Here is a 23,351-nt window from a genome sequence, read left to right on the forward strand (position 1 = left end):
CTCAGCCGGCGAGCGGCATCCGCAGCGCCACACGGGTCTCGCCGGGGCGCGACTGCAGGTGCAGCTCGGCGCCAAGGCGGCGGGCCCGCGTGCGCAGGCTGCGCAGCCCCGCGCCGGCCGTCCGGTCATCGACCGCGAAGCCGCGCCCGTCGTCGCGCACGCTGAGCTGAAGCTCGGCGCCCGCGCGCGCCACCGTCACGTCCACGCGGCGGCTCGCGCTGTGCTTGAGCACGTTGGTCAGCGCCTCCTGCAGGAAGCGCATCAGGTCCAGGCTCTGCGACGGCGGCAATTCCAGCGTTTCGATGCCCGACACCTGCCAGCGGCAGTCGATGCCATTGGCGTCGAGCAGCTCCGTGCTGCGGTGGCGCATCGGCACCAGCAGCTCGCCGAGCGCGCGCGCCCCGTCGTCGCGGCCGGTGGCGTCGATGATCAGCCGCAGGTCGTCGCGCAGGCGCTTGAGCATGGCGAGCAGCTCCGGCGCGCTGAGGTTCTCGGGCTTGCGCTCCAGCGTCGCGATGCTGCCCACCAGCATGCCGCCGAGCCCGTCGTGCAGGTCGCTCACCAGGTTCACGCGCTCGCCGATGCGTGCGTGCGCCAGTTCCAGCGCGTGCTGCTGGGCCAGCGTGGCGGCGAGCTCGGCCTTGGCTGCGTTCACCTCCTCGATCAGCTCGGTGTTGAAGTTCTCGATGCGCCGCAGGCTCTGCGCGAAGCGCGCGGCCTGCGTCAGCGCCATGCCCAGCAGCAGCACGTACGACGACATGTTGGTGTAGTAGACGTTGCTGTCGATCACCTGCGTGAACACCAGCAGGTCGTGCGCGCCCGTCACGGCCGAGATCGCCATGAAGGGCGCGATGGAGCGCACCGGGCTGCCGCGATGGCGCCAGCCGTACACCAGGGCGCAGCTGTTCACCACGATGACCGTGAGGCCCCCCACCAGCGTCCAGATGGCCCTGTGCGCCGCCAGCGACGGCTCGGGTGCCAGCCACAGGTCGAGCACGCCGGCCGCCGCCACCAGCGCGGCCGCGCCTTCGAGCCGTGGCAGGCGGCGCCCGCAGTAGCGCAGCACGAACAACAGATAGGAGACGCTGAACACCAGCAGCAGCGAGGTGTTGAGCGCCTGCCAGTGATGGTTGGAGCCGAAAGGCCAGGGGCTGGTCGCGATCTGGTTGTAGGCGAACAGCAGCCACAGCACCGACATCGCCGCGAACCAGCCATAGGCCGTCTCGCGCCGGCGCAGCCACCACCAGGCGGCGAAGAAGGCCGAGACCGCCGCGCTGACCGCGAGGCCCAGCACCTGCAGGTCGTGCCGCACCAGCCGTTCGCGCTCGAAGCGCGACTGCATCGCCGCCGGTTCGCCGATCTCGACCGGCCCCAGTCCCGCCTGGTAGGGCGCCAGCCCCGAGACGCGCACCAGCAGGGTGTTGGTGCCTGGCTTCAGCAGCGGCGGCGCCAGCAGCCAGTAGCGCGGCGTGTTCCAGGCGCGCGTGAGCGGCTCGACCAGGCTTTGGTCGCGCGAGATCGTCGTGCCGTTGAGCGAGACCTCGCCGGCCATGTTCAGGTAGTGCAGCAGCAGGCCGGCTTCACGCGCCTGCTCGGGCTGCTCCCACGTCAGGCGGTACCAGACGACGCCGTCGAAGCCGGGCCAGCGGTTGGCCCAGCTGTCGGGCAGGGCGACGGGCGTCCAGCCTTCGGCGGGCGGGGCGGTGTCGTTCCAGCCGGTGCCGCGCACGGCCTCCACGCGCAGCGCGGGAGCGGCGGTTTCTCCGGCAGCGAAGGCCGGGCAGGCCGCGAGAAGAAGCAGGACGAACGCGCCGCTCAGCGCAGCAAGCCATGCCGTCGCGCTTCGAAGACGGCTTCGGTGCGCGAACTGACGGCCAGCTTGCGGTAGATGTTCTTGGTGTGGCATTCCACGGTCAGTCTGGAGATCGAGAGCGATTCGGCCATGTCGCGGTTGCTCAGGCCCTGCGAGACGAGCTCGAGTATCTTGAGCTCCCGGCGCGTGAGCGCCGCCGGTGCCTCTGCGCAGGCCTGCGCCTGCGCGGGCGCGTCGGCCGGTGGCTGGTGCGATGCGAGCCAGGCGAGGATGTGGCGCGCGATGCTCGGGTCGATGGGCGCGCCGCCCTGTTCGATGCTGCGCAGCGCGATGCCCAGCTCGACGTCGTCGCGCTCTTTCAGCAGGTAGCCGATGGCGCCCGCGCGCAGGGCCGCGAAGATGATTTCCTCGGTGCGCCAGGCCGAGATCACCACCGCCGGTACGCCCGGGTGTTGCGCCTGCAGCCAGCCGATGAGCTCCACCCCGCTGCCGTCGGGCAGGCCGATGTCCACCAGCACCACGCCGTAGCCTTGTTCGCCCAGCAGCTGCCGGGCGCCTGCGACGCTGTCGGTCACCGAGATGCGGCTCTCGTCGCAGCCGAGGGAAGACAGCACATGGCGCAGGCGCTCCTGCGTGGCCGGATCGTCCTCGACGATCAGCGTGGGGCTCAGCGAGACGGGTTCGGCGGCTTCAGCGGGAAGAGAGGACATGCGGCGGAATCTTCGGCCGGCCTGGCGCGGCGGGTGGAACGTATCTGCCTATTTTCCCGTTTGCTGCCGACTACTGCCGAGCCGGCCTGCACATGATCAGGTACGCCGAGTTCGTGACCGGCTCCAGGTGCTCGGCCTCGCCGCGGAAGCCCAGCCGCTCGTAGAAGGCCACGCTGCGCGGCGTGAAGGTTTCCAGGAAGCAGGGCACACCCGCCGCGTCGGCCTCGGCCAGGGTCGGCGCCAGCAGTTGCGCGCCCAGCCCGCGTCCCTGCGCCGAGGGCGAGATGCCGAGGATCGACAGGTACCAGGCATGCGCCGGCACCACGGCCGGCGAGCGCGCGGCCATGAAATCGACGATGCGGCGGTAGTTGCCGTGGCCGCGCGGGCCCAGCGTGGCGGCGAGGTATTCGCCCTTTGCCGCCGACTCGGCCGCGTCGAGCGCATCGGCGCGCGGCAGCAGCCAGGCCGCTGCGCCGAGCCGGGCATCTTCGGCGGCGAGGTAGCGGCCGGTGCGCGCGGCCTCGCCCAGCGAATAGGCGAAGTAGTCGGCGAGCACCGCCTTGCGCGCCGGCATGTCGTCCTCGAAATCGACGGAGATCGCCAGGTAGAACGGATCGACGATCAGGGCGTCGGCCAGCGCGGGCGCTGGCGGGAAGTCGGGCTGCATGCGGAATCGGCTCGGTTCGGGAATGACCCGGGCGATTCTAGGGAGCCCGGTCGGGCCCGGCCTCAGTCCAGCCTCAGTCCAGCGTGATGCCCCCGCTCAGGTTGAGCACCGCGCCGGTCATCGCGCCGGCGCCTTCCGAGGCCGCGAACAGCGCGGTGGCGGCCATCTGGTCGAGCGAGGGCAGCCGCTCCACCAGCAGCCCGGGCGGCTTGGCCGCGAGCATCTGCTCGACCGTGAGCCCCATGCTTTCCGCCGCCGGGCGGAACACCTCGCGGGCGTGCGAGCCGGCGGTCACCGCCTCGGGAATGGCATGCGAGCGGATGCACACGGTACGGATGTTGAAGGCCGCCATCTCGCCCGCCATGTGGCGCGACAGCGCCTCCACGCCCGCGCAGGCCACCGCATGGCCCAGGTAGCCCGGCCCCGGCATGCGCGAGGCCGGCGTCGACACCGACAGGATCACGCCGCCGCCGCGCTTGGCCATGTGCGGCGCCACGGCCTTCGCCGTGAGGAAGCAGCTCCGGATGTAGGCCTGCACGGGCAGGAAGAAGTCTTCCAGCGGCAGCTCCGCCAACGGCGTGCCCTGCACGTGCACGATGCCGATGGCATTGAGCGCGATGTCGATGCCGCCGGCGCGCCCGGCCACTTCGGCGGCGTGGCGGGGCATGGCCTGTTCGTCGAGCGCGTCGACCACGGCAGCCTCGGCATGTCCGCCGCCGGCCTCGATGGAGCGCACCGCCGCGTCGAGCCTGGCGCGGTCGCGCCCCGTGATGAACACCCTGGCGCCTTCACGCGCGAAGGCACGGGCCACTGCCGCACCGATGGCTCCGCTGCCACCGTGAACCACCACGCATTTGTCCTCGAATGTCTGCGACATCGTCTTTTCCTTGGTTTGCCGCCCGCGAAATGCGTGCGTTCCAGCCAAGGACGGGCGGCGGTGGCCCGATCCGACAACGCCGGCAGATTTTTTTAGCCTCAGACCTGCGGAATGCGCGCAGCAATCACACCTGGGTCGTACCAGGTGATCGGCCTGATCTCGAACACGCCGCCCTCGAAGGCCAGCCGGTGCGCTGCGTGGGTGGCTTCCTCGACCGACTCGCACTCCACGATGTAGATGCCCATGAGCTGCTCCTTCGTCTCGGCGAAGGGGCCGTCGGTGACCAGCGGATGCATGTCGCCCGCGCGGCGCACCGTGGTCGCCACATTGGGCATCAGCCGCAGCACGGTGCCGAGCCGGCCCTGGCCTTGGAGGTCCTCGCGCAGGTCGGTGTGGCGTTCGAGCATTTCCTCTTCGACACCGGGCTCCCAGGCGGCCACCGCGGATTCGGAGCCGTAGATGAGGATGGAATAGAGCATGGTCTTCCTTTTCTTTTCCGTGTTTCGTGGGTGGCGGGCGGGGTGGAATCGGGTCAGCCGGGCCTGCCCAGGCGGTCGAGCATCGCCCGGATGTGCGCGGCCTCCGCGGCGGTGCGGGCCATGCCCAGGGCGCGAGCGAAGGCGGCGCGGGCCTCGTCGGGGCGCTGCAACTCCATCAGCAGTGCGCCCCGCAGGCCGTGGAAGTGAAAGTAGCCGTCCAGAGCGCCGGCCAGCGGTTCGGTCAGGGCCAGCGCGACCTGCGGCCCGCGCAGCTTGTGCACTGCCACCGCGCGATTCAGCGTGACGACGGGAGAGGGCTGCAGTGTTTCGAGCGCTGCGTAGAGGCGGTCGATCTCGGCCCAGTCGGTGTCCCGGGCGCGCGGCGCCTGCGCGTGGGTGGCGGCGATGGCGGCCTGCAACTGGTAAGGGCCGGGCCTGCGCTGCCGCAGTGCGCCTTCGACCAGCGCCAGCCCTTCGTCGATGAGCGCGCGGTTCCAGCGTGCGCGGTCCTGGTCCTCGAGCAGTACGACCATGCCGCCCGCATCGAGCCGCGCATCGGTGCGCGCGTGCTGCAGCAGGAGCAGGGCGAGCAGGCCCATCAGCTCGGGTTCGCCGGGGAACAGGCCGAGCAGCAGCCGCGCAAGGCGTATCGCTTCCTCGCACAGTGCGGTGCGCACATGCTCCTCGCCGCCGCTGGCCGAATAGCCTTCGTTGAAGAGCAGGTAGACGGTGGTGCACACGGCCGCCAGCCGCTCGTCGCGCTCGCGCCGGCCCGGCGTGTCGAAGGGAATGCCGGCCGAGGCCACGCGCTTCTTGGCGCGGGTGATGCGCTGCTCCATCGCGGCCTCGCCGACCAGGAAGGCGCGCGCGATCTCGCGCACCGACAGGCCCGAGACGACGCGCAGCGCCAGAGCGATCTGCTGCGTCAGCGGCAGCTCGGGGTGGCAGCAGACGAAGAGCAGGCGCAGCACGTCGTCGCGGTAGTGCGCCTGGTCGAGCTGTTCGACGAGGGCGGCCTCGGTGTCGTCCAGGTCTGAAACGAGCGCGTCGTCCTCCGGCAGCGGCTCGTGCTGGCCGCGCCGGCGCACTTCGTCGAGCGCCGCGTTGCGCCCGACGAAGACCAGCCAGGCCAGCGGGTCGCGCGGCGGGCCGCTTTCGGGCCAGTGGCGCAGGGCGCGCAGGCTGGCTTCCTGGAAGGCTTCCTCGGCCATGTCGAGCTCGCGGAAGTAGCGCAGCAGCGCGGCCACCGCGCGCGGGCGCGAGGCGGTCAGCGTGGTGGCGATCCAGGCGGTGTCGGCGTCGGTCATGCGGTCGCTTGTTTGTCCTTCGTTCCTGCTCATCCAAGGACGCGCCAGTATGCGTCGCGCCGACACGCTCGGCAAAATCGGACGCACTTTCCTCGACGAACAAGAAATGGAGCAATGCGAATGACGCTGGCAATGAGCTGGAGCGAATGGGCCGACCACGACGGAGTCGGCCTGGCCGAACGGGTCCGCAAGGGTGACGTGACGGCGGCGGAACTGGCCGCGCAGGCGGCCGCGGGCATCGCGAGGCTCGATCCTCAGCTCGACGCGGTCGTCGAAGTCTTCGACGACGTGGTGGCCGATCCGCTGAAGGACGGCATGAACCCCGAGGGCGTCTTCGCGGGCCTGCCCTATCTGATGAAGGACCTCGGCCCCACGCTGAAGGGTCGCCTGCAGGAGTTCGGCTCGATGATGATGCAGGGCCACCGCCCGGCGGCCGACAGCTTCCTCACGCTGCAGTTGCGCAAGGCGGGCCTCAACATCATGGGCCGCAGCACCACGCCGGAGTTCGGCGTGTGCAGCTCGGCGGAGAACGCCTTCCACGTCACGCGCAACCCCTGGGACCTCGAATACACCACCTGCGGCTCGTCGGCCGGCACGGCGGCGATCGTGGCTGCCGGCGTGCTGCCGCTGTCGCACGCCACCGACGGCGGCGGCTCCATCCGCATTCCGGCGGGCGTGAACGGCAACATCGGCCTGAAGGTGTCGCGCGGCGTGTTCTCGCTGGCGCCGGGGCTGTCGGATCTTTCGGGGCTGGTGTCGATCCAGGGCTGCCACAGCCGCACCGTGCGCGACACGGCCGCCTTCGTCGATTATTGCCGTGGCGGCGCACCCGGCGAGTTCATGCCCTTCTGGTCGCCGGCCGAGCCGTACAGCGAGCTCATCCAGCGCGATCCGGGGCGGCTGCGCATCGCGCTGTCGCACGAGTGGGGCGACTTCCGCGCCACGCCGCATTTCGTGGCCGAGCTGGAGCGGGTGGGCAAGTTCCTCGAGGGGCTGGGCCATCACGTCGAATGGGTGCTGCCCGAGATCGACTTCAAGGCCGCCTTCGACGCCCAGACCACCTGCTACATCAGCAACTTCGCGCAGGTCATCGACGGCCACCTGCACCGGCTGGGCCTGGAGCGTCCGCCGGCCGAGCTGCTGGAGCCGATCAACATCAAGATCTGGGAAGCCGGGCTGCACACCTCTTACACCGAGCGCGCGAAGATGCAGGCGGTGTTCAACACCACCTCGCGCGCCTTCGGCGAATTCTTCCAGCGCTGGGACATCATCCTCACGCCCATCACCGCACTGCCCACGCCCAAGGTGGGCACCAGCGAGTACCTCACGACCAGCACGAACCCCTCGGTATACGACTGGTTCGCCAACCTCTGGCAGAACTTCGCGTACACGCCGCTGGCCAACCTGTGCGGCATGCCGGGCATCTCGCTGCCGATGGCGGCGCAGGAAAACGGCCTGCCGCTGGGCATCCAGGCACAGGCGGCGCAGGCCAACGACGGGCTGCTGCTGCAGCTGGCCGCGCAGATCGAGCGGGCGCTGGGCGGCAAGTGGAATGCGGGGCGCCGGCCGGGAGTGCACGTCACGCAGGCGTGACGGGGCCGCCGGCTGCCGGCTCAGAGCAGGTTGCGCAGCGCGGCCTCGATGGCCGCCGCGGTGGCCAGCGGCTTTTCCATCGGGAACAGGTGCGTGCCGTCCAGCATGGCGATGCGGCCGCGGGTGACCTTCTGCGTCATCGCCATGCCCACGCGCTTCATCTCGGCCGACTGGCGCCCGCCGATGAAGGCTGCCTTGCACTTGAGCGGGTGCGCCCGCAGCAGCGCGCCGAGGTTGTGGGGCAGGGTGTTGTAGATGGCGGTCTCGACGTCGCGGTCGAAGCTCAGCGCGCGTGCGTCATCCGCATCGAAGGTGCCGTGGTCGATGTAGTCGTGCAGCACCTGCTCGTCCCACTTCGCGAAGGCCTTCTTGCTGCGGAAGTGCTCGAACACCGCCTCGCGGTGCTCCCAGCTGTTCTTGCGCTTGCGGCTGATGGCGCCGGGCGACACGCTCTTCATGAGCGGCGTGCGCTTGACCACGTTGAGCGTGTTCGCGCGCCAGCCGCCGAGGATGGGCGAGTCGATCAGCAGCACGCCGCGCGCCAGCTCGGGGTGCTGGGCGGCGCACATCAGGCTCAGGAAGCCGCCGAGCGAATGGCCGATAAGGAACACCGGCGCGCCCGCGCGGTCGGCGCGCGCCTTGGCGAAGTCGGCCAGCTGCTGCACCAGGTGCGGCCAGTTGTCGGTGACGGGGTACTTCGGGTCGTGCCCGAATTTCTCGATGGCGTCGACCTCGAAGCCGCGGTTGCGCAGGCTGTCGAGGACGACGCGGTAGGTGCTCGCGGGAAAGCTGTTGCCGTGCGAGAAGACGACGGGGGGCATCACGGCCGTCGCTGGGCCGCCCCAAGGCGGCCGAGCCTCCCCCTCGGGGGGTGGAGAAGCACACGAAGTGGCAAGCCGGGGGGCATCATTTCAGATGAGCTTTTCGTCGGGGGTCGAGATCTTGCGCAGCGGGCTGTGGCGCGTCGCGGGCATCTTCAGCGGGTGCTCGGTATGGCTGTCGTCCCACACCGGGTCCTCGATGCTGTCGAACACCTCGCGCAGCTTCTGGCCCCAGCTGTTGTGCACCATGCGGTAGTAGGGGTTGTCGGCGTCGATGCAGATCACGCGGTCGGTCTCGAGCTTGTTGGCCTCGTAGACCACCATGTCCAGCGGCAGGCCGACCGACAGGTTCGACTTCATGGTCGAATCCATCGACACCAGCGCGCACTTGGCCGCCTCGTCCAGCGGGGTCTCGGGCGTGAGGACGCGGTCGAGCACCGGCTTGCCGTATTTCGACTCGCCGACCTGGAAGTAGGGCGTCTCGGTGGTGGCCTCGATGAAGTTGCCGGCCGCGTAGACCAGGAAGAGGCGCATGCCCTCGCCCTTGACCTGCCCGCCGAAGATGAAGGACACGTTGAAGTCCAGCCCCGCGTGCTTCAGCGCCTCGGCGTCGCGGTCGTACACATGGCGCACCGCCGAGCCCAGCACGCGTGCGGCATCGAACATGCTCCTGGCGTTCCAGATGGTGATGGGGGCGCCCTGGCTGCCGTCCTCGCGGGTTTCGCGCAGTTCCTCGATCTGGAGGATCTCGCGCACCGACTGAGAGATGCTCAGGTTGCCCGACGACAGCAGCACCATGACGCGGTCGCCCGGCTGCTCGTAGACGATCATCTTGCGGAATGTGCTGATGTGGTCCACGCCCGCGTTGGTGCGGGAGTCGGAGAGAAACACCAGGCCGGCGTTGAGTTTGATGCCTACGCAGTAAGTCATGGGTTCAGGTTCATCTGGCATGAACTGTGCCGGGTCATGCGGCGCCGAGTTCACGTTTGTTCAGTTTCTGAAGGGCATACAAGGCATCGAGGGCCTCGCGCGGGCTCATCGTGTCGGGGTCGAGCGCGGCCAGCGCGGATTCTACGGCGCTGGCCATGGGTGTTTCGGTCACCGGAGGCGGAGCGAACAGGTCGACCTGTGCACGAGTTTGCGCATGCTGCGATTCAAGTGCCTCCAGCGCCTGCCGCGCGTGGTTGACCACCGCCGCGGGCATGCCCGCCAGCCGCGCCACCTGGATGCCGTAGCTCTTGCTGGCCGGGCCGGGCTGCATTTCGTGCAGGAAGACGATGTCGCGGCCCGCCTCGGTGGCGCTCACGTGCATGTTCACCGCGCCGTGGTGCGTGGCCGGGAACTCGGTCAGCTCGAAATAGTGCGTGGCGAACAGCGTGAAGGCCTTGCTGCGGTCGTGCAGCTGGGCCGCGATGCCGGCGGCCAGCGCCAGCCCGTCGAAAGTGCTGGTGCCGCGGCCGATCTCGTCCATGAGCACCAGCGACTGGGCGGTGGCGCTGTGCAATATCTGCGCGGCCTCGGTCATCTCCAGCATGAAGGTCGACTGCGCGTTGGCCAGGTCGTCCGCCGCGCCGATGCGGGTGTGGATCGCGTCGATCGGCCCGAGCCGGCAGGCTGCCGCCGGCACGTGCGAGCCGATGGAGGCCAGCAGCACGATGATCGCCACCTGCCGCATGTACGTCGACTTACCGCCCATGTTGGGGCCGGTGATGACCTGCATGCGCTGCTGCGGCCCCAGCTGCGTGTCGTTGGCGATGAAGCCGCCCGACGACTTTTCGGCCAGCCGCGCCTCCACCACCGGGTGGCGGCCCTGCTGGATCTCGATGCAGGGATGCGACACGAAGCTGGGCGCGCGCCAGTGCAGCGTGTGCGAGCGCTCGGCCAGCGCGCACAGCGCGTCGAGCGTGGCGAGGCCGCCCGCCAGCTGCGTGAGCGCGGGCACCGAGGGCTGCAGCGCGTCGAGCAGTTGCTCGTAGAGCCACTTCTCGCGGGCCAGCGCGCGGTCCTGCGCGCTCAGGGCCTTGTCCTCGAAGGCCTTCAGCTCGGGCGTGATGAAGCGCTCGGCGTTCTTCAGCGTCTGGCGGCGGCGGTAGTTGTCGGGCACCTTGGAGAGCGCGCTCTGCGTCACCTCGATGTAGAAGCCGTGCACGCGGTTGAACTGCACCCGCAGGTTGCCGATGCCGGTGCGCTCGCGCTCGCTGATCTCCAGCTTCAGCAGGAAGTCGTCGCAGTTCTCGCTGATGGCGCGCAGCTCGTCGAGCTCGGCGTCGTGGCCGGTGGCGATCACGCCGCCGTCGCGCACCAGCGCGGATGGGTCGGGCTTGATGGCGCTGGTCAGCAAGGCGGCGCAGCCCGGCGGCGGGGCGAGCCGCTCGGCGATCTGGCCGAGCAGGGCGGACGCCGCGGGCAGCATCGGTGCGAGCTGCTCCGCCTTCGCGAGCGCCAGCTGCAGCGCCAGCAGTTCGCGCGGGCGCACCTGTCGCAGCGCGATGCGCGCGGCGATGCGTTCCACGTCGCTGGTGTTCTTGAGCTGCTCGCGCAGCGTGCGCCAGGGGGCGGCCGTGGCACCGGGGGCCGTGGCCTGCAGCGTGCCGATGGCTTCGAGGCGGCCTTGCGCCTCGGAGCGGTCGCGCCGGGGCGAGAGCAGCCAGCGCTTGAGCAGGCGGCTGCCCATGCCGGTCATGCAGGTGTCGAGCAGCGAGAACATGGTGGGCGAGTCTTCGCCGCGCAGTGTCTGCACCAGCTCGAGGTTGCGCCGCGTGGTGGGCGGCAGCTCGATCAGGTCGCCGTCGCGCTCCACCGAGAGGCGCTGCACGTGCGAGAGCGCCCGGCCCTGCGTGTGCTCGGCGTAGCCCAGCAGCGCGGCCGCCGCGGCGTGCGCGTTGGCGAGCGATTCGGCGTTCCAGGCCGCGAGGCTGTTGCTGCCCATCTGCTCGGCCAGCTTGCGCTCGCCGAGGCCGCCGTCGAACTGCCACGCCGGGCGCAGCGAAAGCGTGAAGGGCGTGGCGGCGCGCGCGGCCTTCAGGCGCTGCTCGAAGGCGGGCGTGACTTCGGCGCTGTAGAGCAGCTCGCTGGGGCCGATGCGCGCGATCCAGGCTTCGAGCGCGTCGGAGGGGCACTCGGCCAGCCGCAGCTCGGCGCCGGTCACGCTGAGCCAGGCCAGGCCGCAGACGTTGCGCGTGCCCGCGTGCACCGAGAGCAGCAGCGAATCGGCCTTGTCGTTGAGAAGCTCGGAGTCGGTCAGCGTGCCGGGCGTGACCACGCGCACCACCTTGCGCTCGACCGGCCCCTTGGCGGCGCCCACTTCGCCCACCTGCTCGCAGATGGCGACCGATTCGCCCAGCTTGATGAGGCGGGCCAGGTAGGTGTCGACCGAGTGGAAGGGCACGCCGCACATCACCACCGGCTGGCCGGCGGACTGGCCGCGCTGGGTGAGCGTGATGTCGAGCAGGCGCGCGGCCTTCTCGGCGTCGGCCCAGAAGAGTTCGTAGAAATCGCCCATCCGGTAGAACAGAAGGGTGTCCGGATGGTCGGCTTTCAGGCCCAGGTACTGGGCCATCATCGGCGTGTGCCCAGAGAGGTCTGTCTTGGTCATTTCAATCAGTTGCTTGCGATCCATGCCGCCGGCGCGCGGGGCAGGGGGGCAGGTGGGGGACGTTCCTAGGCATTTTCCGCGCGGCTCTCCGTTCGGCCGGCCCCATGGCCGCCCTCGAGCGGCCACTGCCTCGTCTTGAGCATGAACAGCTCGAAGAGGCCCGGCGCCATCGAGCGGTCGCCGGCCTCCCACTGCTGCCATCCGCGCAGCGAGGCCTGCACCGTCTGCGCGGCCTCGGTCTGCGTGAGGCCCGCGGCAATGCGGGCGTCGCGGACGGCGGCGGGCGAGGGGCTGGAGTGCTTGTTCGGGGAGGGCATGGGAGGCATGGCGCATGACGCCTGCGCGCACGGGTGAAAGTGCCGCGGGCATTCTACGTTCAATGCGCGTATCGCCGGCCTGCGCCCGGCGCCGTGTTCGCCGCCGGCCTGAAGCGGAATTCGTCGCGCGGTGATCCGGCGCGCCCGGCCTTGCGTACCACGGGACCAACCACTGCCGACGTCCCGCCATGCCCCGAGCCTCCAGCGCATCCGCCGCCATCCACTGGGTCGAACAGGGTCTGGTGCCCGACGGCGCCGTCCGCATCGGCGTGCGGCGGCTGCTGCGCCAGCGCCTGGCCGAACTGGACAGCGGCAACCCCGAGGCCGTCGCGCGGCACTCGCAGGCATTCTTCGACGAACTGCGCAACGCCCCGCTGGCCCTGCTGCCCGAGAAGGCCAACGAGCAGCATTACGAGTTGCCGGCTGATTTCTTCGCCGCAGTGCTCGGGCCGCACCGCAAGTACAGCTGCTGCTGGTGGCCCGAAGGGGTCGACACGCTGGAGCAGGCCGAGGCGGCCGCGCTGGCCGAGACCTGCGCGCGTGCGGGCCTTGCAGATGGGCAGCGCATCCTCGAACTCGGCTGCGGCTGGGGGTCGCTGAGCCTGTGGATGGCCGAGCGCTTTCCGGGCTCGCGCATCACGGCGGTGTCCAACTCGCATTCGCAACGGATGTTCATCACCGCCGAGGCCGCGGCCCGCGGCCTGGGCAACCTCGAGGTGATCACCTGCGACTTCAACGACTTCGAGACGGCCGGGCGCTTCGACCGCGTGGTGTCGGTGGAAATGTTCGAGCACCTGCGCAACTGGCCGCGCGCCTTCTCGAACGTTGCGCGCTGGCTGAATCCGCAGGGGCGCTTCTTCATGCACGTGTTCGTGCACCGCGAGGCGCCGTATCCCTTCGAGGTGCGCGACGCGAGCGACTGGATGAGCCGCTACTTCTTCTCGGGCGGCATGATGCCCGGCGACGACCTCGCCCTGCGCTGCCAGGACGACCTGCGCCTGCTGAGCCAATGGCGCTGGAACGGCCGCCACTATGCGAAGACCTCCGCCGCCTGGCTGGCGCGCATGGACGCCCGGCGCGACGAGCTCATGCCGCTCTTGGCTTCCGTCTACGGCGAGAGCGAGGCGCCCATCTGGTGGACGCGCTGGCGCCTTTTCTTCATCTCGGTGGAAGAGTTGTTCGGCTACGCCGAAGGCGGCCAGTGGTGGGTCGCCCACTACCTGTTCGAGAAGCGCTGATGCCGGCGCGCGCCCTGGCTCTCGCCCTGGCGATGGCCGCCTGCATGGCCTTCACGGCCTCGGCGCAGGAGGGCGCGACCGAGGAAGGCGAGTGGAACTTCACCGCCACGCTCGACGGCAAGCCCATCGGCACGCATCGCTTCGTGGTCGGCGGCAGCGCGGCAGCGCGCAGCGTCGACAGCCGCGCCGACTTCGTCGTGCGCATGCTCGGCGTGCCCGTCTACCGCTATCGCCATCACGCCGGGGAGCGCTGGGCCGGCGACTGCCTGCGCGAACTGCGCGCCGACACCGACGACGACGGCACGCGGCAGCAGGTCGCGCGCCGCTTCGAGGACGAGTGCGTGATGACTTTCGCCTACTGGAACCCCCGCCTGCCGAAGCAGCAGCGCCTGGTCGATCCGCAGACCGGCAAGCTGGAGCCGGCGCGCTTCGAGCCGCTGCCCGACACCAACATCGAGGTCCGCGGCCAGCCCGTGCGGGCGCGGGGCTGGCGCCTGCAGGCCGCGCAGCAGCGCATCCGCATCTGGTATGCGGCCGACAGCGGGCGCTGGATCGGGCTGGACGCCGAGACCAAGGGCGACCGGCAGCTGAGTTACCGATTGACTTCTCCTACTGGCGCACCATGAAACCTTCCGCCCGCACCTTGTCCATCGCCTACCTGTGGGCGCTCGTGAGTTTTCTCGCGCTGGACGCCGTATGGCTGTCGCTCATGGGCCCGCGCCTGTACAAGCCGGCGCTCGGCGACCTGATGGCGTCCGACGTCGACTGGCTCGCGGCGGTGCTTTTCTATGCCATCTACCTGGCGGGCCTGCTGGTCTTCGCGATCGCGCCGGCCTTGGCAGAAGGCTCGGCCGGCGTGGCGCTGCGGCGCGGCGCCTTCTTCGGGCTGGTGGCCTACGCCACCTACGACCTCACCAACCAGGCGACGCTGCGCGACTGGCCCTGGGCCATCACCATCGCGGACCTGGTGTGGGGCAGCTTCGTGAGCGGCGTGGCGGCCTGGGTGTCTGCCCGCCTCACATCCCGACGAGCGAACCCAGCACGCGCGCGATAGCGCTTTCGAAGCGCAGGCGGCCGTCCAGTGAGGCGAGGCAGATGCACTCGCTGCCGTCCTGGACCACGGGCTGGTGGTGGATTTCTCCATCCGCCGCGTCGAAATCCCCGGGGCCGAACAGGGCCCGCCCGTCGTGGAAGCGGCCGTGCAGCACCTGGGTCAGCTCCAGCCCCTGGTGCGTGTGCTGCGGCAGGTACTTGCCGGCGGCGATGCGCAGCAGGAAGACGTTCGCATCCGGCGCCTCGGGCACGCTCACGCGGCTCCAGCGCATGCCGGGGCCGATCCAGCGCCATGGCGTGGCGCTGCAGTGGGCGAGGGCGCGTGGCCAGCGCGCGCCGGGCGGCAGCGGCGGCGGCGCGCTCACCCGCACGGTCCCGGCAGGCGCGTTCTCGAGCGCGTCGATCGCTGCCCAGGTGCGCGCCAGCGCATCGTCGGCCATCGGCACGGGCTCAAGTTCGTCGAGCAGGATGCCGCCCAGGGCATCGAGCGTGCGCGCGCGCTCGCGGCACAGCGGGCACAGTTCGAGGTGGCTGGCCAGTACCAGCCGCGTTCCGGCCGGCAACTGGCCGGAGGCCCGGGCCAGCAGCAGGTCGTCGTCGGGGTGGTGTCGGATGTCCATCATCAGCGTTCCAGCAGGCGGCGCAGCTGAGCGACCGCCAGGCGCACGCGCGACTTCACGGTGCCCAGCGGAATGCTCAGCTGGGCCGCGATGCGGGCATGCGGTTCGTCTTCGAAATAGGAAAGGTGCAGCACCTGCTGCTGCTCGGGCGGCAGCTGCCGGAAGGCGCTGCGCAGGCGTTCGTTCAGGCGCGAGGCATGCAGCCCGTCGTCGAGCGAGGCGCCGTCCGCCTGGAGCAGGTCGAAATCGAACTCTTCCTCGGCCGACTCCACGCCCTGGCGCCGCCGCAGCGCGTCCACGCGCAGGTTGCGCGCGATGGTGAAGATCCAGGTCGAGACGGCGGCCTGCGCCGGGTCGAACAGCGCGGCCTTGCGCCACACGCTCACCAGCGCTTCCTGGGCCAGTTCCTCGGCCTGCAGTTCCGGGCAGCCGATGTGCATCAGGTAGTGCTTGACGCGCGGCGCGAAGTGCGAGAAAAGCCGCGCGAACGCCTCCCTGTCCTGCCGTTCGGCCACGGCCGCCAGGGCCTGCGCCCAGAGGTCGTCGGAGCGGCGCGGCTGCTTGAAATCGGTCACAACAACAGTCAAGTTGGGCGCTCGGCGGCCGCGGGGCACCGGAATGCCCGCAGGTTGGGTGGATGGGTCGGGAACGGCGGCCATGCTAACCCTTACGCAATCCGGCCGCGATCGGATCATCGCCGCAATGCGCCATGGTCCAAATGGTGGTTTCCTGCGTACAAGCTCCAACACTTGGATACGCACCATGCCGCCCTTCGACCCCCAGCCCGCCCAGCCCACAGTCCTCGCGACACCTACCTCGCCGGGGCAGGGCCAGCGCATCGCCGTCGTCGGCACCGGCATCTCGGGGCTTTCCTGCGCCTGGCTCCTGTCCCAGCGGCACGAAGTGACGGTGTTCGAGAGCGAATCGCGCCTCGGCGGGCACAGCAACACGGTGGACGCGCCCGGCCGCGAAGGCACGGTGCCGGTGGATACCGGCTTCATCGTCTACAACGAGCCCGCCTATCCGAACCTGAGCGCCTTGTTCCGGCATCTGGGCGTGCCGACCGCGGCCTCCGACATGTCCTTCGCCGTCAGCCTCGATGCCGGCCGCCTCGAATACGCCGGGACCGACCTGCGCGGCCTGTTCGCGCAGAAGCGCAACCTGGCGAGCCCGAGGTTCTGGTCGATGCTGCGCGAGCTGCTGCGGTTCTACCGCGAGGCGCCGCGCGATGCCCAGGCCGCCGGCGACCAGGCGCTGGACGACTACCTGGACGCCCGCGGCTACGGCCGCGCGTTTCGCGACGACCATCTCTATCCCATGGCGGCCGCCATCTGGTCGGCGCCCGCCGCGCGGGTGGGGCGCTATCCGGTGGCGGCCTTCGTGCGCTTCTGCGAGAACCACGGCCTGCTGCAGATCAGCGACCGGCCGGTCTGGCGCACCGTGGCAGGCGGCAGCCGCGAGTACGTGCAGCGCCTGAGCCGGCCTTTTGCCGACCGGGTCCACCTCGACGAGGCCGTGCTCGAACTGCATCGCGAGCCCGACGGCGTGCGCATCCGCACCACCGGCGGCTGGTGGCCCGAGCGCTTCGATCACGTCGTGCTGGCGACCCACGCCGACCGGTCGCTGGCGCTGCTGCCCGACGCCTCCAGCGCCGAGCGAGCCCTGCTGGGCGCATTTCCCTACAGCCGCAACCTGGCCGTGCTGCACCGCGACCCGGCACTGATGCCGGCGCGCCGCGCCGTGTGGTCGAGCTGGAACTACCTCGGAACGCGCGGCAGCAGCGCCGCCCCGACGGTGACCTACTGGATGAACCGGCTGCAACCCCACCTGCCGCAGGGCCCGCGGGCCGAGCCGATCTTCCTGACGCTGAACCCTGTCGCCGGCCCGCGGCCCGAGCACCTGATCCGCACGGAGGTCTACGACCATCCGCTGTTCGATGCCGCCGCCATGGCCGCGCAGCGCCATCTCTGGAACCTGCAGGGCCAGCGCCGCACCTGGTTCTGCGGCGCCTACTTCGGCTCCGGCTTCCACGAGGACGGGCTGCAGTCCGGCCTGGCGGTCGCCGAGGCACTGGGTGGCGTTCGCCGGCCCTGGAGCGTGCCGCAGGAGTCCGGGCGCATCCACCTGCCTCAGGCCGCGCAGGCAGCGCAGGCGGCGAGGGCGGTCGCCCCATGAGCGGGCAGGGCGGCTCGGCGCTCTATGTCGGGCGCGTCATGCACCAGCGGCTGCGGCCCCGGCGCCATCGGCTCGCCTACCGCATCTACAACGTGCTGGTCGACATCGACGAGCTGCCGCAGCTGAACGCCCGGCTGCGCCTGTTCTCGGTGGACCGCTTCAACCTGTTCAGCTTCCACGCCGGCGACTACGGCGACGGCTCGGGCCGCGACCTGCGCGCCCAGGTCGAGGCGCGGCTGCGCGAGGCCGGCCTGCCCACGGGCGGCGCGATCCGGCTGCTGACCATGCCGCGCCTGCTTGGCCACGTCTTCAACCCGCTCAGCGTGTGGTTCTGCCACGCCCCGGGAGGCGAGCTGCAGGCGATGGTCTACGAGGTCAACAACACCTTCGGGCAGCGCCACAGCTACCTGATCCCGGTGGCCGACGCCGCCGCCCCGGTCATCGACCAGCGCTGCGACAAGCAGATGTACGTCTCGCCCTTCAACGGCATGGACCTGCGCTACCGCTTCCGCATCGCGCCGCCGGGCGAGTCGGTGTCGATCGGCGTGAGCGTGCACGATGCCGACGGCGCCGTGCTCAACGCGCGCCAGGACGGCCGGCGCACCGCGCTGAGCGACCTCGCGCTGCTGCGCGTCTTCCTGACCCATCCGCTGCTGACCCTCAAGGTCGTCGCGGCCATCCACTGGCAGGCGCTGCGCCTGTGGATCAAGCGCGTGCCCCTGCATCCGCGTCCGGCAGCCCCGGAGCGCGACATCACCATCGTTTCCACGAGCGAGACTCCATGAGCCTGACCACGCCCTCCGCCCCCGTTCTCGACGCCGTGCCGTCCTTCTCGCCGCTGCGGCGCCTGCTCGCGCGCACGCGCTTCGGCCGGCTGGCGCTGACGCTGCCCGGCGGGCGCAGCATCGAGGTGGCCGGCCGCGAGCCGGGCCCGCATGCCAGCCTGCGCCTTTCGAGCTGGCGGCCGATCGTGCGGCTGCTCATGCAGGGCGACCTCGGCCTGGCCCTGAGCTTCCGCGACGGCGAATGGGACAGCCCCGACCTGCTGGCCCTCTTCGAATTCGGCCTGGCCAACGAGGCCGCCTGGGGCTCGCTGCTCAAGGGCCGCGGCCCTTCGCGCTGGCTGGCGCGGCTGCTGCACCTGGCGCGCAGGAACAGCCGCAGCGGCAGCCGGCACAACATCTCCTTCCACTACGACCTGGGCAACGAGTTCTACCGGCACTGGCTCGACGACAGCATGCTGTATTCGAGCGCGATCTTCAGCGACGAGCCCGACGACACTCTCGAGGCCGCCCAGGCGCGCCGCCTCGATGCCATCCACCGCATGCTCGACACCCCGCAAGGCGCGAACGTGCTCGAAATCGGCTGCGGCTGGGGAACGCTGGCGGCGAGCCTGGCCCGCCGGCACGAGGCGCGCGTGACGGGGCTCACGCTGTCGGCCGAGCAACTGGCCTTCGCGCGCGAGCGCGGCCAGGCATGGGACGTGGCCGAGCGGCTCGACCTGAGGCTGCAGGACTACCGCGACGTGCAGGGCCGGTTCGACCGCATCGTGTCCATCGAGATGATCGAAGCCGTCGGCGAGGCCTACTGGCCCGCCTACTTCGCGACCCTGCGCGACCGCCTCCAGCCCGGTGGCGTGGCGGTGCTGCAGGCGATCACCATCGCCGACGAGCACTTCGACGGCTACCGGCAGAGGGCCGACTTCATCCAGCACTGCATCTTCCCGGGCGGCATGCTGCCCAGCCCGCGCGTGCTGCAAGAGCAGGCACGGCGCGCGGGGTTCGTCATCGAGACTTCGCACTGCTTCGGAATGGACTATGCGCGAACGCTCGCCGAGTGGCGCCGGCGGTTCCTGGCGGCCTGGCCGCAGATCGAGCCGCTGGGCTTCGATGCCGCGTTCAAGCGGCTGTGGACTTACTACCTGTCGTACTGCGAGGCCGGCTTTCGCTGCGGGCGCATCGATGTGGGACTGTACCGGCTGCGTGCGGCCGATGCCTGAGGAAGGCGCCGGCGGCAGATGGCGAGCGCGGTGTCAGGGCGTGTAGCCGCCCGCCTTTTCGAGCGCGTCGCGAAGCGCGGCGGCCTGCGCCCTGATCGCCTCGGCCTGCTGCCCGGACAGCCGCGAGAGGTTGCGCACCTGCGCGCCGATGCGCTGGTGCTTCGCGAAGCGCTCGCGGTGCCTGAGCAGGAAGTCCCAGTAGAGCGTCGTGAAGGGGCAGGCCTCGGGCCCCTGGCTGACGCCGGGCCGGTAGCGGCACTGGGCGCAGTACTGCCCGCCGCTCATGCGCTCGATGTACTTGCCGCTGGCGATGTAGGGCTTGCTCGTCATCACGCCGCCGTCCGCGTACTGGCTCATGCCCGCGGTGTTGGGCAGCTCCACCCATTCCACCGCATCGACGTAGATGGCGAGATACCACTCGTGGACCTCGCGCGGCCGCACGCCGAGCAGCAGCGCGAACAGGCCAGTGATCATCAGGCGCTGGATGTGATGGGCGTAGCCCAGGCGCAGCGTCTGCCGGATCGCGTCCGACAGGCAGGCCATCGGCGTATCGCCGGTCCAGTAGAAGGCCGGCAGCGGCGCCCGCGCATCCAGCGCGTTCGACTCCACGAGGCCGGGCATGGAAGTCCAGTAGACGCCGCGCACATATTCGCGCCAGCCCAGCACCTGGCGGATGAACCCTTCGGCGCTCGGCAGCGGAATGCGGCCCTCCTGCCAGGCGCGTTCCACCCGCGCGACCACTTCGCGCGGCTCGATCAGCTTGAGGTTCATCGCGGCCGAGAGGTGGGCGTGCCACAGCCAGGGCTGGCCGGGCCAGATCGCGTCCTGCCAGGGGCCGAAGCCGGGCAGCCGCTCGTCGACGAAGCGCTCCAGCGCCAGCAGCGCCTGCTCGCGCGTCACCGGCCAGGCGAAGCCATCGAGCTCGCCCGGATGGCGTTCGAACTCCCGGGCCACCAGCGCCAGCACCTCCTGCGTGATCGCGTCGGGCTCGAAGCGGGCGGGCTCGGGCACGATGCCCGGACCCTCGGCGCCGAAGGGCTGGCGGTTGTCGGCATCGAAATTCCAGCGCCCTCCGGCGGGCCCGTAGCTTTGCGTTCCTTCCTCGCCTTCCATCAGCACGCGGTGCTGGCGGCGCATCTGCCGGTAGAAGTTTTCCATGCGCAGGGTGCGGCGGCTGCGGGCATGGTCGGCGAACTCGCGCACGGTACAGAAGAAGTGGCGGTCGTCGCGCAGCTCCAGCGCGAGCCCGGCCTCTGCGGCGGCGCGACGCAGCGCGCGCAGCACGCGCCAGTCGCCCGGCGCGGTCATCACCAGCCGCTCGGGCCGCAGCAGCCGGATCGCACGCGCCAGTTCGCCGGCCAGGCTGCCGGTGTTCGCGGGATCGTCCAGGCTCACGTAGTGCAGCGGCCAGCCGCGCTCGCGCAGCAGCCGCGCGTGATGGCGCATGGCGGACAGGAACAGGGCGATGCGGATGCGGCTGGAGGCGACGTGCGTGGACTCCTCGCGCACCTCGGCCATCCAGATGCCGTCCTGCGCGGGATCGAAGCCGTCGAAGGCCGAGGCCTTGCTGTCCAACTGGTCGCCCAGCACCAGCACCAGGTGACGGATCGGCGGCGTCATGAACGGCTCGCCCGCACCGGGGCTGGCGTGATCGAAGCTGGCATCGTGACTCCCGGAAATGCGGCGGCCCGGGCCGAACGTCGCCGGCCCCGCAACTTCCCTACGCCGCAGGGCCGTGCCCGGATCACCGCCGCAGCTTTCGCCGAACAGGCCCGGTCCGCATGAAGACACTGCTGCGCCAGTACGGCCCCACCGTTCTCAACCTCGTGGTCTTCCAGGCCGCCTGGTTCGCGTGCGTGCTGGGCGCCGCGCGCGGCGCCCCCGGTTGGGGCGTGGCGGCCTGCATCGGCGCCGTGCTGCTGAACCTGTGGTTCAGCGATGCGCGCCGCGACGAACTGCTGCTGGCGCTGTGCGCGGTGCTGCTGGGCCTGGCATGGGACACCGGCATGGCGCGCGGCGGCGTGCTGGTCTATGCCTCGCCGGGGCCCTGGCCGGGCGTGGCGCCCGCGTGGATCCTGGGGCTGTGGGCGCTGTTCTCGACCACGCTGCGCGGGCCGCTGCGCTGGCTGCACGGGCGCTGGCTGCTCTCGGCCGTGATCGGCGGCGTGGGCGGTGCCTTGTCTTACGCGGCCGCGGTGCGGATGGGGGCCGGCCACTTTCCCGACCCCAGCCGGGCGATGCTGGTGCTGGGGGCCGGCTGGGCGGTGATCACGCCGCTGCTCGTGGAGCTGGCGCGCTGGCTGGGGCAGCGCGCCACCCGCCGCATGCTGCGCTGATTCCGCCGGGCCCGCCTGCTTCAGAGCCGCATGAGGCTCAGCCCGCCACCCATTCCTCCTGGCTGACCCAGCAGTTGCGTCCACCCTGCTTGGCCTTGTAGAGCGCGGCGTCCGCCGCCTCGACGAGCCGCTGCTCCGGCGCGTGCGACTGCGGGTCCTGCAGGGTCGCCACGCCGATGCTGACGGTGACCTGCCCATGCGGGCTCTCGCTGTGGGTGATGCCGAGCGCGCGCACCTGTTCGAGCATGAGTTCCGCGACCTTGCGGGCGCCCTGCAGGCCGGTGCTGGGCAGCACGATCGCCAGCTCCTCTCCGCCGTAGCGCGCGACCAGGTCGCCCGGGCGCCTGATGCTGCGCCTGAGCGCCATTGCGACGGCCCTCAGGCACTGGTCGCCGGCGACGTGGCCATAGGCATCGTTGAAGCTCTTGAAGTAGTCCAGGTCCAGCAGCAGCAGCGACAGGGCCGTGCCTTCCCTGGCCGCGCGGCGGGATTCCTGCGCCAGCACTTCGTCGAAGCTGCGGCGGTTGGCCAGGCCGGTGAGCGGGTCCTGCGTTGCCAAGATCTCCAGCCGGCGGTTGGCCTGCAGCAGGTCCTCGCGCGCGGCCATCAGCGAAGCCTCGGCCCTGATCCGCCGCCCGATGTTGATGATCAGCTTCCAGCCCACTGCGGCCACCGCGGTCAGCAGGGCGCCGACGACGGCGAGCGTCAGCAGCGCCTGGTGCCTCCAGGCCTGCAGCGCCTGGTCGCGGCCCACCGCCACGGTGGTCAGCACCGGGTAGCGGTCGCTCTTGCGGAAGGCGTAGAGCCGCTTCGTTCCATCCACGCTGGAGCGGAACGATGCGGTACCCGAAGTGCCCGAGAAGTGGCGCTGGAAATTGACCGACTTCGAGAAGTCGAGGCCGACGTACTTCTCGCGGTAGGGATAGAGCACCAGCATCTGCCCCGTGTTGGTGCTCAGGCCGATGGTGCCGGTGTCGGGCAGGGCGATGGTTCCGAATGCGCGCAGGAAGTTCTGCAGGCCCAGGCCGATGACGACGACGCCTGCGAACTGGCCCTTGTCGTCCTCGAGGCGTCGGCTGACCGTGATACCCCATTCGCCGGTGAACGGGTTGCGAAGCGGCGGGCTGATGAGGACATCGTTGGAGCGCGTGTCGCGGTGATGCACGAAGTAGGGCCGATGGGCGCTGTTGGTGCCCGGCGGAACCTGTCCCTTGGAGTAGATCAGCCAGTCGCCCCTGGCATCGAGGACGGCGACGCCGTCGAGCGGGTCGAGCAGGCGCTTCTGCCGCTCGACCAGCGACTGCACGCGCTGCAGGTGCGCGTGCGGGTGACCGTCGGCCTTCAGCGTCTCGGTCACGCCCTGCAGCAGCATGTCGCTCTGGGTGAAGATGCCTTCGGCGTAGATGTTCAGCGCCTGGGCAAGGTTGAGGTTGTTGGTGTCGGCTGCGGCCAGCGTCTGTTCGCGCGATGTCCAGAGCTGCCAGCCGGTGGCTGCCGACACCGAGATCATGACGGCCGCGAGCAGGGTCTTCGCAAGGCGAACGTCCCGCTTCACTTGAGCGACTCCTCGAGCAAGCTTTTTCTCATCGACTTCCTCCCTTTTCCCCATCTTGTGCGTTGCGGCGTCTGTGCTGCGCCGCTGGACTGCGTTCACCGGTCTCGCGCCGGCCGGACCATGGCGAACTCTAGCCGAGCCGGCCGAAGCCCCGGCGACAGCCCCACCGGCGGCAGCGGGAGGCCCGTGGCACCAT

The 23,351-nt window shown here is 70.5% G+C and carries 22 protein-coding genes; 8 read left to right on the top strand and 14 right to left on the bottom strand.

What is annotated here, in order from left to right; genetic code table 11:
* Nucleotide 1: 1 nt before the first annotated feature.
* The 6 genes from ABL843_RS10930 to ABL843_RS10955 all read right to left on the bottom strand — a co-directional run bounded on the left by ABL843_RS10930 (nt 2) and on the right by ABL843_RS10955 (nt 5,853).
* A complete protein-coding gene (locus ABL843_RS10930; protein ID WP_418119872.1) occupies nt 2-1,906 on the bottom strand; it encodes an ATP-binding protein in 1,905 nt (634 codons plus the stop codon).
* Nucleotides 1,816-2,523, bottom strand: a complete 708-nt coding sequence (locus ABL843_RS10935) for a response regulator (RefSeq protein WP_418119873.1) — start codon at nt 2,521-2,523, stop codon at nt 1,816-1,818. Before ABL843_RS10935 ends, ABL843_RS10930 begins: the two co-directional genes overlap by 91 nt.
* 70 nt (nt 2,524-2,593) lie before the next feature.
* Nucleotides 2,594-3,190, bottom strand: coding sequence for a GNAT family N-acetyltransferase (locus tag ABL843_RS10940; RefSeq protein WP_126024241.1), 597 nt, complete (start codon nt 3,188-3,190; stop codon nt 2,594-2,596).
* A 73-nt stretch (nt 3,191-3,263) separates the two neighbouring features.
* Entirely contained in the window at nt 3,264-4,067 is an 804-nt protein-coding gene (locus ABL843_RS10945) for an SDR family NAD(P)-dependent oxidoreductase (protein WP_418119874.1), read from the bottom strand.
* A gap of 98 nt (nt 4,068-4,165) precedes the next feature.
* The gene (locus ABL843_RS10950; RefSeq protein WP_126024243.1) at nt 4,166-4,546 is read right to left on the bottom strand and encodes a YciI family protein; all 381 of its coding nucleotides are present in this window, start codon (nt 4,544-4,546) and stop codon (nt 4,166-4,168) included.
* A 53-nt stretch (nt 4,547-4,599) separates the two neighbouring features.
* Nucleotides 4,600-5,853 (bottom strand): RNA polymerase sigma factor, encoded by a 1,254-nt coding sequence (locus ABL843_RS10955; protein ID WP_418119875.1) that lies wholly within the window; start codon nt 5,851-5,853, stop codon nt 4,600-4,602.
* Between the two features lie 120 nt (nt 5,854-5,973).
* Between ABL843_RS10955 and ABL843_RS10960 the strand changes: the two genes are divergently transcribed.
* Nucleotides 5,974-7,446: an amidase gene (locus tag ABL843_RS10960; RefSeq protein ID WP_418119876.1), complete on the top strand. Its 1,473-nt coding sequence runs from the start codon at nt 5,974-5,976 to the stop codon at nt 7,444-7,446.
* 20 nt (nt 7,447-7,466) lie between these two features.
* Here the strand turns inward: ABL843_RS10960 and ABL843_RS10965 are convergent, their stop codons facing one another.
* From ABL843_RS10965 to ABL843_RS10980, 4 genes are all read right to left on the bottom strand, one after another.
* A complete protein-coding gene (locus ABL843_RS10965) occupies nt 7,467-8,267 on the bottom strand; it encodes an alpha/beta fold hydrolase (RefSeq protein ID WP_418119877.1) in 801 nt (266 codons plus the stop codon).
* A 90-nt stretch (nt 8,268-8,357) separates the two neighbouring features.
* Nucleotides 8,358-9,197, bottom strand: coding sequence for a proteasome-type protease (locus ABL843_RS10970; protein ID WP_126024247.1), 840 nt, complete (start codon nt 9,195-9,197; stop codon nt 8,358-8,360).
* 34 nt (nt 9,198-9,231) lie between these two features.
* Entirely contained in the window at nt 9,232-11,862 is a 2,631-nt protein-coding gene (gene mutS / locus ABL843_RS10975; RefSeq protein WP_418119878.1) for a DNA mismatch repair protein MutS, read from the bottom strand.
* Between the two features lie 65 nt (nt 11,863-11,927).
* Nucleotides 11,928-12,179, bottom strand: coding sequence for an XRE family transcriptional regulator (locus ABL843_RS10980; protein ID WP_369658721.1), 252 nt, complete (start codon nt 12,177-12,179; stop codon nt 11,928-11,930).
* Nucleotides 12,180-12,367: 188 nt separating this feature from the next.
* Between ABL843_RS10980 and ABL843_RS10985 the strand changes: the two genes are divergently transcribed.
* From ABL843_RS10985 to ABL843_RS10995, 3 genes are read left to right on the top strand one after another with little or no spacing between them, the layout of a single operon-like run.
* Complete coding sequence (locus ABL843_RS10985) at nt 12,368-13,417, top strand: SAM-dependent methyltransferase (protein ID WP_418119879.1); 1,050 nt, start codon at nt 12,368-12,370, stop codon at nt 13,415-13,417.
* Nucleotides 13,417-14,043, top strand: a complete 627-nt coding sequence (locus tag ABL843_RS10990; protein WP_418119880.1) for a DUF6134 family protein — start codon at nt 13,417-13,419, stop codon at nt 14,041-14,043. The genes ABL843_RS10985 and ABL843_RS10990 overlap by 1 nt, the downstream gene beginning before the upstream one ends.
* Entirely contained in the window at nt 14,040-14,471 is a 432-nt protein-coding gene (locus ABL843_RS10995; protein WP_418119881.1) for a DUF2177 family protein, read from the top strand. Before ABL843_RS10990 ends, ABL843_RS10995 begins: the two co-directional genes overlap by 4 nt.
* On the opposite strand, the gene ABL843_RS11000 is transcribed toward ABL843_RS10995, so the two are convergent.
* Nucleotides 14,434-15,093: a ChrR family anti-sigma-E factor gene (locus ABL843_RS11000; protein WP_369658717.1), complete on the bottom strand. Its 660-nt coding sequence runs from the start codon at nt 15,091-15,093 to the stop codon at nt 14,434-14,436. The genes ABL843_RS10995 and ABL843_RS11000 overlap by 38 nt on opposite strands.
* A complete protein-coding gene (locus ABL843_RS11005) occupies nt 15,093-15,665 on the bottom strand; it encodes a sigma-70 family RNA polymerase sigma factor (RefSeq protein ID WP_240650761.1) in 573 nt (190 codons plus the stop codon). Before ABL843_RS11005 ends, ABL843_RS11000 begins: the two co-directional genes overlap by 1 nt.
* A 187-nt stretch (nt 15,666-15,852) precedes the next feature.
* Between ABL843_RS11005 and ABL843_RS11010 the strand changes: the two genes are divergently transcribed.
* From ABL843_RS11010 to ABL843_RS11020, 3 genes are read left to right on the top strand one after another with little or no spacing between them, the layout of a single operon-like run.
* The gene (locus ABL843_RS11010; protein ID WP_418119882.1) at nt 15,853-17,265 is read left to right on the top strand and encodes an NAD(P)/FAD-dependent oxidoreductase; all 1,413 of its coding nucleotides are present in this window, start codon (nt 15,853-15,855) and stop codon (nt 17,263-17,265) included.
* Nucleotides 17,262-18,050, top strand: coding sequence for a DUF1365 domain-containing protein (locus ABL843_RS11015; RefSeq protein ID WP_418119883.1), 789 nt, complete (start codon nt 17,262-17,264; stop codon nt 18,048-18,050). Before ABL843_RS11010 ends, ABL843_RS11015 begins: the two co-directional genes overlap by 4 nt.
* Complete coding sequence (locus ABL843_RS11020) at nt 18,047-19,264, top strand: class I SAM-dependent methyltransferase (RefSeq protein WP_418119884.1); 1,218 nt, start codon at nt 18,047-18,049, stop codon at nt 19,262-19,264. Before ABL843_RS11015 ends, ABL843_RS11020 begins: the two co-directional genes overlap by 4 nt.
* Before the next feature lie 33 nt (nt 19,265-19,297).
* Here the strand turns inward: ABL843_RS11020 and ABL843_RS11025 are convergent, their stop codons facing one another.
* Entirely contained in the window at nt 19,298-20,884 is a 1,587-nt protein-coding gene (locus ABL843_RS11025) for a cryptochrome/photolyase family protein (protein WP_369658713.1), read from the bottom strand.
* Between the two features lie 161 nt (nt 20,885-21,045).
* Here ABL843_RS11025 and ABL843_RS11030 point away from each other — a divergent pair, with 161 nt between their 5' ends.
* Nucleotides 21,046-21,600, top strand: a complete 555-nt coding sequence (locus ABL843_RS11030) for a DUF2878 domain-containing protein (protein WP_369658712.1) — start codon at nt 21,046-21,048, stop codon at nt 21,598-21,600.
* Nucleotides 21,601-21,637: 37 nt separating this feature from the next.
* Here ABL843_RS11030 and ABL843_RS11035 read toward each other — a convergent pair whose 3' ends face one another.
* Nucleotides 21,638-23,155: a sensor domain-containing diguanylate cyclase gene (locus ABL843_RS11035; RefSeq protein WP_311736990.1), complete on the bottom strand. Its 1,518-nt coding sequence runs from the start codon at nt 23,153-23,155 to the stop codon at nt 21,638-21,640.
* Nucleotides 23,156-23,351: the final 196 nt, after the last annotated feature.

Origin of the sequence: Variovorax sp. 350MFTsu5.1 (assembly GCF_048302515.1) — a bacterium.
Taxonomy (GTDB): Bacteria; Pseudomonadota; Gammaproteobacteria; order Burkholderiales; family Burkholderiaceae_C; genus Variovorax; species Variovorax guangxiensis.

Excerpts from the sequence above, each read along its gene's own strand:
- ABL843_RS10930 (WP_418119872.1), bottom strand. The coding sequence starts at position 1,906 with ATGCCACACCAAGAACATCTACCGCAAGCTGGCCGTCAGTTCGCGCAC.
- ABL843_RS10935 (WP_418119873.1), bottom strand. The coding sequence starts at position 2,523 with ATGTCCTCTCTTCCCGCTGAAGCCGCCGAACCCGTCTCGCTGAGCCCC.
- ABL843_RS10940 (WP_126024241.1), bottom strand. The coding sequence starts at position 3,190 with ATGCAGCCCGACTTCCCGCCAGCGCCCGCGCTGGCCGACGCCCTGATC.
- ABL843_RS10945 (WP_418119874.1), bottom strand. The coding sequence starts at position 4,067 with ATGTCGCAGACATTCGAGGACAAATGCGTGGTGGTTCACGGTGGCAGC.
- ABL843_RS10950 (WP_126024243.1), bottom strand. The coding sequence starts at position 4,546 with ATGCTCTATTCCATCCTCATCTACGGCTCCGAATCCGCGGTGGCCGCC.
- ABL843_RS10955 (WP_418119875.1), bottom strand. The coding sequence starts at position 5,853 with ATGACCGACGCCGACACCGCCTGGATCGCCACCACGCTGACCGCCTCG.
- ABL843_RS10960 (WP_418119876.1), top strand. The coding sequence starts at position 5,974 with ATGACGCTGGCAATGAGCTGGAGCGAATGGGCCGACCACGACGGAGTC.
- ABL843_RS10965 (WP_418119877.1), bottom strand. The coding sequence starts at position 8,267 with ATGCCCCCCGTCGTCTTCTCGCACGGCAACAGCTTTCCCGCGAGCACC.
- ABL843_RS10970 (WP_126024247.1), bottom strand. The coding sequence starts at position 9,197 with ATGACTTACTGCGTAGGCATCAAACTCAACGCCGGCCTGGTGTTTCTC.
- mutS (WP_418119878.1), bottom strand. The coding sequence starts at position 11,862 with ATGACCAAGACAGACCTCTCTGGGCACACGCCGATGATGGCCCAGTAC.
- ABL843_RS10980 (WP_369658721.1), bottom strand. The coding sequence starts at position 12,179 with ATGCCCTCCCCGAACAAGCACTCCAGCCCCTCGCCCGCCGCCGTCCGC.
- ABL843_RS10985 (WP_418119879.1), top strand. The coding sequence starts at position 12,368 with ATGCCCCGAGCCTCCAGCGCATCCGCCGCCATCCACTGGGTCGAACAG.
- ABL843_RS10990 (WP_418119880.1), top strand. The coding sequence starts at position 13,417 with ATGCCGGCGCGCGCCCTGGCTCTCGCCCTGGCGATGGCCGCCTGCATG.
- ABL843_RS10995 (WP_418119881.1), top strand. The coding sequence starts at position 14,040 with ATGAAACCTTCCGCCCGCACCTTGTCCATCGCCTACCTGTGGGCGCTC.
- ABL843_RS11000 (WP_369658717.1), bottom strand. The coding sequence starts at position 15,093 with ATGATGGACATCCGACACCACCCCGACGACGACCTGCTGCTGGCCCGG.
- ABL843_RS11010 (WP_418119882.1), top strand. The coding sequence starts at position 15,853 with ATGCCGCCCTTCGACCCCCAGCCCGCCCAGCCCACAGTCCTCGCGACA.
- ABL843_RS11015 (WP_418119883.1), top strand. The coding sequence starts at position 17,262 with ATGAGCGGGCAGGGCGGCTCGGCGCTCTATGTCGGGCGCGTCATGCAC.
- ABL843_RS11020 (WP_418119884.1), top strand. The coding sequence starts at position 18,047 with ATGAGCCTGACCACGCCCTCCGCCCCCGTTCTCGACGCCGTGCCGTCC.
- ABL843_RS11025 (WP_369658713.1), bottom strand. The coding sequence starts at position 20,884 with ATGACGCCGCCGATCCGTCACCTGGTGCTGGTGCTGGGCGACCAGTTG.
- ABL843_RS11030 (WP_369658712.1), top strand. The coding sequence starts at position 21,046 with ATGAAGACACTGCTGCGCCAGTACGGCCCCACCGTTCTCAACCTCGTG.